This is a genomic window from Lysinibacillus sphaericus, assembly GCF_006864135.1.
GTDB lineage: Bacteria > Bacillota > Bacilli > Bacillales_A > Planococcaceae > Lysinibacillus.
The window spans coordinates 1-7998 of sequence record NZ_SADV01000045.1 but is presented as its reverse complement, the minus strand read 5'-3'; the positions used below and the strand labels follow the sequence as shown (position 1 = coordinate 7998).

General features: G+C 33.1%; 11 protein-coding genes. 5 read left to right on the top strand and 6 right to left on the bottom strand.

What is annotated here, in order from left to right:
• Positions 1-218 precede the first annotated feature (218 nt).
• Positions 219-1262 (top strand): Ig-like domain-containing protein, encoded by a 1044-nt coding sequence (locus tag C7Y47_RS24350; protein WP_142511105.1) that lies wholly within the window; start codon positions 219-221, stop codon positions 1260-1262.
• Between the two features lie 68 nt (positions 1263-1330).
• Here C7Y47_RS24350 and C7Y47_RS24345 read toward each other — a convergent pair whose 3' ends face one another.
• The 3 genes from C7Y47_RS24345 to C7Y47_RS25195 all read right to left on the bottom strand — a co-directional run bounded on the left by C7Y47_RS24345 (position 1331) and on the right by C7Y47_RS25195 (position 2720).
• Positions 1331-1687 carry a hypothetical protein gene (locus tag C7Y47_RS24345; protein ID WP_142511104.1) on the bottom strand — a complete coding sequence of 119 codons (357 nt, stop codon included), beginning with the start codon at positions 1685-1687 and terminating at the stop codon, positions 1331-1333.
• 388 nt (positions 1688-2075) lie between these two features.
• Entirely contained in the window at positions 2076-2387 is a 312-nt protein-coding gene (locus tag C7Y47_RS24340) for a hypothetical protein (RefSeq protein WP_142511103.1), read from the bottom strand.
• A gap of 126 nt (positions 2388-2513) precedes the next feature.
• Entirely contained in the window at positions 2514-2720 is a 207-nt protein-coding gene (locus C7Y47_RS25195; RefSeq protein ID WP_185903602.1) for a hypothetical protein, read from the bottom strand.
• Between the two features lie 539 nt (positions 2721-3259).
• Here C7Y47_RS25195 and C7Y47_RS24335 point away from each other — a divergent pair.
• Positions 3260-3412 (top strand): YjcZ family sporulation protein, encoded by a 153-nt coding sequence (locus C7Y47_RS24335; RefSeq protein WP_142511102.1) that lies wholly within the window; start codon positions 3260-3262, stop codon positions 3410-3412.
• A 429-nt stretch (positions 3413-3841) separates the two neighbouring features.
• On the opposite strand, the gene C7Y47_RS24330 is transcribed toward C7Y47_RS24335, so the two are convergent.
• Positions 3842-4120 carry a cold-shock protein gene (locus C7Y47_RS24330; protein ID WP_142511101.1) on the bottom strand — a complete coding sequence of 93 codons (279 nt, stop codon included), beginning with the start codon at positions 4118-4120 and terminating at the stop codon, positions 3842-3844.
• 115 nt (positions 4121-4235) lie between these two features.
• Positions 4236-4598 (bottom strand): hypothetical protein, encoded by a 363-nt coding sequence (locus C7Y47_RS24325; protein ID WP_142511100.1) that lies wholly within the window; start codon positions 4596-4598, stop codon positions 4236-4238.
• A gap of 224 nt (positions 4599-4822) precedes the next feature.
• Here C7Y47_RS24325 and C7Y47_RS24320 point away from each other — a divergent pair, with 224 nt between their 5' ends.
• Positions 4823-5236, top strand: coding sequence for a DUF3888 domain-containing protein (locus C7Y47_RS24320; RefSeq protein WP_142511099.1), 414 nt, complete (start codon positions 4823-4825; stop codon positions 5234-5236).
• Between the two features lie 284 nt (positions 5237-5520).
• Here the strand turns inward: C7Y47_RS24320 and C7Y47_RS24315 are convergent, their stop codons facing one another.
• Positions 5521-5865 (bottom strand): hypothetical protein, encoded by a 345-nt coding sequence (locus C7Y47_RS24315; protein WP_255505318.1) that lies wholly within the window; start codon positions 5863-5865, stop codon positions 5521-5523.
• A 61-nt stretch (positions 5866-5926) separates the two neighbouring features.
• Here C7Y47_RS24315 and C7Y47_RS24310 point away from each other — a divergent pair, with 61 nt between their 5' ends.
• A complete protein-coding gene (locus tag C7Y47_RS24310) occupies positions 5927-6799 on the top strand; it encodes a hypothetical protein (protein ID WP_142511098.1) in 873 nt (290 codons plus the stop codon).
• 664 nt (positions 6800-7463) lie between these two features.
• Positions 7464-7998, top strand: a 535-nt coding sequence (locus C7Y47_RS24300) for an IS110 family transposase (RefSeq protein WP_142510752.1), incomplete at its 3' end; no start/stop codon positions are given.

Genomic DNA, 7998 nt, shown 5'->3' with positions numbered 1-7998 from the left:
GATTCCTCCGTTTGAATGTTGGTGTGGTAACTACATTCTACACGAGGTCGTTATGGGCTTCCTTTATATTGACTTCTGGGTGTTGCACTTAATATTACAATCCGTCTATTAAAAATAAACGATTTTTATTATGGTAAATAAGTCACTTATTGGTTAAAGTTGTCTTTGGAGGTTATTTAAAGAAATTATCTTTAAAAACTTTAAAGGAAGATACATAAATGAGTAAGATATTTAAAAATGGTTTTATTTATCTAGCATTAATACTACTAGTACTAATTAGCTATAACGTTGAAAATGCACATGCTGAAGATGGCTATTCAGAAAATTTAATACCTAAAATGACTTCGAATGAATCAGAGTTTGGTAAAGCGTCCTCTTCAAGTAACCATGTTGAAACACCAAGTTGGAAAGCCTTTGATGGAATTGAATACTATAATAGTGGTGGTGCCAACTATGCTTGGGGAACGCCTGAAAAAACAGGGTGGTTAGCATATGAATTCTCAAGTCCAAAAGCAATTAGTAAATATGTAATGAATAATGAGGGAAGTTTTCCAGAACTTTTTCCAAATACATGGACATTTGAGGCGTGGGACGGTTCAAATTGGATAGTATTAGATTCTCATAGCAACGTTACAGTAGACGATTGGAGAACGAATCCAAAACAAAGCTTCACCTTTGAAAATTCTAGTTATTATAACAAATACAGGGTTAACATTACACTTACTAACAGCAAATATCATGCCGTAAATACAGCAATATCTGAACTACAAATGATGGAAAAAATTTCAACATCACCAAAACCTGAATCAATCTCATTAAATAGAAATGTATTAGAGCTTCTAGAAGCTAGTCAAGATAAGTTAATAGCAACGGTTACACCTGATACAGCAAAAGTAATTTGGTCATCTAGTGATGAATCAATTGCAACTGTAGATCAAAATGGTAATGTAACCGCTATTCACGAAGGTGAAGCAATTATTACTGCAAAAATTGGAAACACCGATTTTGCAGCCTCTAGTACAGTGATTGTAAAAAAACCAATCAATGAATTTTCAAGTGCTATTCTGAGTATCACTTTGATAAACGGCATAACAAAAGAGTATGACGTTACTAATAAAGTATTAAATGATTATATGAATTGGTTTGATAGTGCTCAAGGAACTTCAACATTCAAATTTTCTAAAACAATTTCACCTTATAAAAAAGTAACAGAGTATATCGTACATGATAAGATTGCTTCATTCGAAGTAAGAGAATACTAAACATAAAAAGACCAGGTACTCACATTTTAATGAGCGCCTGGTTTTTTAATTTAAAAATTTTATATAACTTATTTAAGTGTCAGTACATACATAGTATATTTGCCAGTTTCAACACCAGTTCTATCGTACATTTTAGCAACAACTTCCCCAGGTTTCAATGCTTTAACTTTTTTACCATCAGCAGTTACAGTAGCTAAACCTGAAGCTGCACCTGATATTATCTCTACCTTAGTATGAGCCCAGCCATTTTCTGTACCTACTCTCATACTCATATAATTCAAATTCATGCACAAGTCGTCATTCTTACATTTATCCGACCAATAACTATTTACTGCAGATGCTTGTTCTGTTTCCGAAACTGAAACTACCCCTAATGTAGATAACGCTAATGCAGAACTAAGAACTAATTTTTTTAATTTTTTCATGTTTTTCATCCTAATCTATGTAAATATTTTTTGCTATAGCATATTAGTACCCTCGAGTAACTATTATCCTATCATTCCTGGAAATAGTATTTCAATTAAATTTACACGCCAATATTTGGCGTTCTCTCCGCTATTTTTTGGCGGTGTTCAATTAACTATTTTAAAAATGCGCCAAATCACGCCACTTACACCGCCGCTTTTTGGCGTTATAAATATTTTTTCTAATAAAAAAGTAACATTTTTAGTGAACTTATCATCAGAATACTTGAAATTTATATTTTATTTCGTTTGATTCTTATATAATAATTTTCACTAAATTGTCACTTTAGTATTATGCAATAAGTAATAAGACTAACTCGGCTAAATTAGCTTTGCTGGTCCTCATTGCTTATTTACTACGTCTTTGTTGAATTGTAATATACAATCCAATCAAACGATTCGTCGTCATCGCTCCACTTTGCAAATCCTTTACTTGGATAATACCAGCCTTTGCGATATCGTTTTCAGCTTCTGTTTGCATAGTTGGTGAACCTTGATTCCAATTTGTCATTTTGATTTCCTCCTTTTTGTCTTCCACAATTAATTGAACTTGCAATTTGCTGTTGCTTGGTACGATTACTTGTCCTTCTAATTTATAGCCTTTAGGCATCTTCCAGGATGATTTAACTTCAAAGTGAGGTCGGTCAATATACCTACCCAATCACCGCCCCATGTAATTCCTAACTTACGAGCGATAACACCAATCCGATTTAAAGTTGTTACATCATACAATGATTGTGGAGGTCCAACAGCGATATCCCACGCTAAACGCGACTTGTGTTACTGTTTAAAGTCCATGTAACAATTTGCCCTGGTCGTGTTCGTCCTTGTGCATATAGGTAGTTTTGGGGTTCTTGTGAGCGCTATGTTTCAGTAATGCAGATGTTCTTAATACAAGCTTTATAACATGCTTGGAATAGTAATCCCAAGCCTTTTGTGCAGCTGGTAATAGTTCGGCAAGATTCCGACATGTAGTAGTTACGCTTGTACTCATTTCGTTTCACCTCCCCTGTTTTATCCTTTACAATTGCTAAAAGTTCTTTAATAAAATTTACATTGGCAAGCCCATCTTTGTACCGTTTTCCGAGATAGAAATAAATTCGAGTACACAGAATGCAATGGCTGCCCCATCACCTGCGTACTGTGATACCTCGAATAACTAGCGAACGATACCACCCATGATTCCTTCAACATACCATTTCTAGATATTTCTAAATTTCTCATTCTCATTTTATCAACACCTACCTTGTTTGTTTATTTATTTAAAGCTAAACTTCTAATTTTAATCTATTTCACAGGCATTTCACTATACAAACATAGCTATCACATCATAATAATAGTAAGGTAAAGCTAATTTAGCCTTACACCTCCCGATCTATTTTACTAAGGGTCACTCCATCCCAAGTGGCCCTTTTTTTATGGTCTTATCTCTCAAAAATATATATTTTTTAATGCCCATAGCTGAATGGTTTTTCAACCATACTCCTTCTCTACCGCTAACATATTATATATTGTAGAAAGGAGGTGTTTCTTATGGGATACTATGGTGGAAATGTTGGTGGCATTAATAACTGCGGCAACTCTGGTGGCGGATATGGTAATGGATCTGCATTTGCCTTAATTGTTGTTCTATTTATTCTTTTAATTATTGTTGGCGCTACATTCATGATGAATACAGGGTATTAATATTTCCGATTTAAGGGTCGCCTTCCCAGCTTGGTGACCCTTTATTGTTTTTTTCCTTAAATTGTTCATTAAAGCTTCTTCCCAATTGCCTCAATTACATTAACTGTTATGCTTCTCGAGCATTTTTGCGTTCATCTACATCCCAAACTCCTCTCTCAATCCGGCCCTCATTTAAATACTGTTGAATCCATTCGAAATCGTAAGGCATGATTATACTTACTTCGCATCCATCAACCGTCATAAACATCTCGATATACTTTGTAAATGGATTTGGTATGGCCCCCCACTATCTACCCTGTGGTTTCTTACTTTTCACCGACTGAATAATAGGAATCCCATTGCGCATATTCATGATGATTAGAAAGCACCTCTCTTTAAAGCGTGTTTCAAAAGGTCACTCTAAAGGGTGCCGCACCCCAAAAGTTAGAGTTAAAAATTCAATTTTTGGGGTGTTTTTATATGGCAGTCAGAAATAACGATTACATTTTCTGCAACTTTCTTTTGGTCAGTAGAACTTGGGTTTTCAACTAAATCAAAGGATACTTTTTGACCTTGTTTAAGGAATCTGAATCCATTCAGAAATCTTTCTTTATCAGGTAAAATCGAACTAAAATGAACAAAAACATGATTTCCATCCTCACCGTCAAGCATGATGCGACCATAACCCTTTTCTTCTTTAAACCATTTAACAATTCCCTCTCGCTTCATATCTGTTCGACCTCCAATTCATTTTTTTACTCAACTAAACTACGCCGTTAGCACAAGAAGCGATTGCTCTAATCGAAACAATCACCTCTTAGCTTACATGTATGTATTGACAAAATTAAACACCATAATGAATCAACCATCTATCTTCTTTTATTGCTTCAGCTATTTTTTTCATCAATTCTTCAAGTTCTTCTGATTTGTACCTGTCGTTTGCTTCACTAACCATATTTAAAAATATTTTATGAGAACTCGGTGGTATCAATGTTATCCCAAAATAGGCGAGGCTTTTATAAGGTCTATTTGTGTTATGTGCGAATGTTTCTAGATGATTCATTTTTTCACCAAAATCCTTAGACATAAGTTCATCAAAAAGGTCCCCATCTACACCTATGCAATGATATTTTTCAGGTTCATAACTAACGTACTCTTTATTTTTTTCAATACATTCAACTATTCCAAACTCGTGAATATAAGCCAAGTTAACACATCTCCTAATTCTTCAGTTTCTCACATTATTTTACAATACTTTCTTGTTCATTTTTCAACTAACCTGCTTCGTTAATTCATAAAAAAAGAGCTGCCTATGTAACTCCATGTTCTTCAAGTAAAGCACCCTGTTACTTCATTATGTACATACTTTATTCTTTAAAAGGAAAAAATACAATTTAGTAAGTAAACCGTAAAGAGGTGCAATTGAAGATAATGAAAAAGATGTTAATTATCTTTGTACTATTCCTTATTCTAACATCTATTCAAACAAAAACCGTTTCATCATATAATTCAACTCAAGACTCGGAAGAACTTAGATTACAGGATATGCTTATGCTAATGCTTACTCCTTATATTGATAAAGATTTGAATAGCTATTATTATCCAAATATTTTAAAGGATTTTTCAGCTAATGTAACTCCGTGGAAAATTGAAGTGATTGAAACAAAGAGAGTGAATAGTTTCCGTGGCTTTTTATTGCAAATTACATTTGAAATTGAACCTACAGATGGTGGACATCATATCCCTGTAGGGAAAGACCGCATGACCTATGAAATTTCTCCCGGACCTGAGGTTAAATTAATAAATCACACGCACCTAAAAACATATAAATATCCACCAGAATAATTACTTAATTAATACGGACTTTCATTAACTAATCTGCGTCGTTATTTCAATAAGAAAAAGCCAATCCTTTTCTTGGAGAATAGCATCAATTAGCCATCCATGAAGTGCAAAAATTAGCACTTCATCACAGAATACGAAAGATAATAAAGTTCTTTCATGGGAGTTGAATAAGGATTAGGACACGATATCTTTCAATTCTGCTAAAAATTCAGTTTGAAAGCCCACTTCAAATACTACAAACTGAACCCATACACACAGATTTTATATAAAAAAGCCTAACTGAATTAATCAGTAGGCTTAATTTCTTTCCATATATACCATGGTATTTCATAATCCATTTTCTTACCTTGTTTACTATTTTTATCTGTTACTATCCAATTACCATCTTTCTTTTGTACTTTATAATTTACATTTGTCCCATCAGACTTTTTAAAGAGCATATAACCTGTGTTGTCTTTTATAAAGGTTACAGGGTCAATAATATTTTTGTTGGGTATCTTTCTCTCAGGAAGCAATATGTTGGTTACTATTTCTTCTGCAATTTTAAAAAGAGATTTAAATTCATTATTTATTTCAGCTTGGTATTGCAATTGATTGTATGTGTAAGAAGAGTAAGACCCTAAATTCAAATTAAAAGAACTAAAAAATCTTTAGAAAAAAATACCTTTTTTAAGAAAGGAATCCAATATTATGGATATTTCAAAAATAATAAATATAAAAGCGGAACATAACATTTTGGATAAGAATTACGAGCAATTAGTAAATGAATTTTTAGAAATCCAAAATATTAAGTCTGGTAAATCAAGTGTTATTTCGTTTCTAGTAATACTTTACTCGGATTTAATGAAAGATAATAAACTCATTTCAAAAAACAATTCATCTTTACTTTTGAATAAAGTAACCCTTATGCATATCATGAAATTTCAAACTAATATTGAATCACTTGTAACCTTGAGAAAATTAACTAAAGAAACTGGACAAGAAATTCCCTTCATTATAAATGATTTTTTAAATTTTCTATCTAAAAAAAATATAGTTAAGATTTATTATAAGCCTCTACATTTCATACCAATTCCTACACAAACGTTCGCAAAAAACAACTTATCCGTAATATCAGGTTTTCGTGAATATTTGACTCAAAAGAATTATACTCACATTAATATTTATGTGAATTCAGTAGAGAATTTTTTTAAGCATTCTTGTTTTGAATGTAACAATTTATATAATGAACTTTTTTGGAAAGAAAATATTAAAAAGTACGAAGAAACCTTGAGACTTAAAGTACTTAAAGGAACATTGGCTCCGGCAACTTCTTATCAATATTTAAAACGCATAAAACTCTTTTTAGATTTCTTATATAGTGAAGATATTATTAATTTCAATTATCAAATTCCATCAAAAATGAAACATCACGGTAAAAGGAGTAATGAATATGTAGAAGTAAAAGATATTTTAATCGTACTAGATACTGTTTTAGAAACTTCCTCTGACATATTAAGAGATCTTACTATATTTTTAATTATGATTGAAACCGGTTGTCGTTCTATAGAGAACAGATTTTGATTTCTCGTTATTTTTATGATCATATGTGAAAGAAACTGAGGACTTGTTTGTCCCATCTCCACTTTCAATTAGTGTCACATTTGTTTCACCATCATACTCATAATAGAGATACTTGCCTAGTGGGTCTGTTTCTCGTTCAACTGCATTTAAAGCATTATATTTAAAGGATGTTACGTAACCAAGAGGATTGGTACGACTTGTGACGTTCCCTTGTTTATCAAACCCATAAGATGATTTAATAGCCTTAACACCATTACCTATAGATACTGATTCTAAGCGATCATGTGCATCATATCCTCTTGATTTAACTACATTATTCGGGTCTGTCTCGCTTTTTTCATTGCCGTTTGCATCATAGCTAAATTTCGTTATATTTCCTTGTGCATCTGTTTCTTCTTCAAGATTTGTTCCGAAATTTGTATATAATTTTGATACTAGAGTAATCTGGTTGACTATTTTTTATTCAATTTATAGATTGATAGTAGCCGGGGTCGAACGGAAGCACCCGTGGGACTAGATCCCGACAACTAAACTGTTCGCCCTCTACTTGTTAACACATGATTAGGCTGGTTGGGACATTACGATCTCGTATAACAAGCGAAGATATGAATAACAAGCTAGATAGAGGTTACCGGTCAATACACTACCTTAGGAGGAGATAAACATGAATCCAGTAGTTGGTCTGGATGTCGCAAAAGGTGAAAGTCAGATTCAAATGTTCTTGGATAAAAAAATGCCCTATAAAAATAGTGTGAAAGTTGAACATACGGTGGAGGGGCTTGAAGAGTTACACTCTTATTTAATAGATTTAGAGCATCAAACAGGGATGAAACCACCTGTTGTTTTGGAGTCCACAGGACACTACCATGCCCCAGTTGTTCAGTTTTTAGAAGCAAGAGAGTACGTTGCCATTATCGTAAATCCACTAATATCTTACCGAGCAAAAAGTTCTAGCTTACGAAAAACCAAAACAGATGCCATTGATGCTTATCACTTAGGCGAACTATATTACAAAGAGGATTTAGAGCCTCAGAAAAAACGTGGTATTCGGCTTTTAAACCTTCGGCATCTGACAAGGCAACACGAAAATATGACAGGAATTATGGTTCAAACAAAGCTACAATTTCAAGCTGTATTAGATCAAGTTTTCCCTGAGTATAAAGGAGTTTTTGGTGATTTGTACGCAGAGATTTCATTAA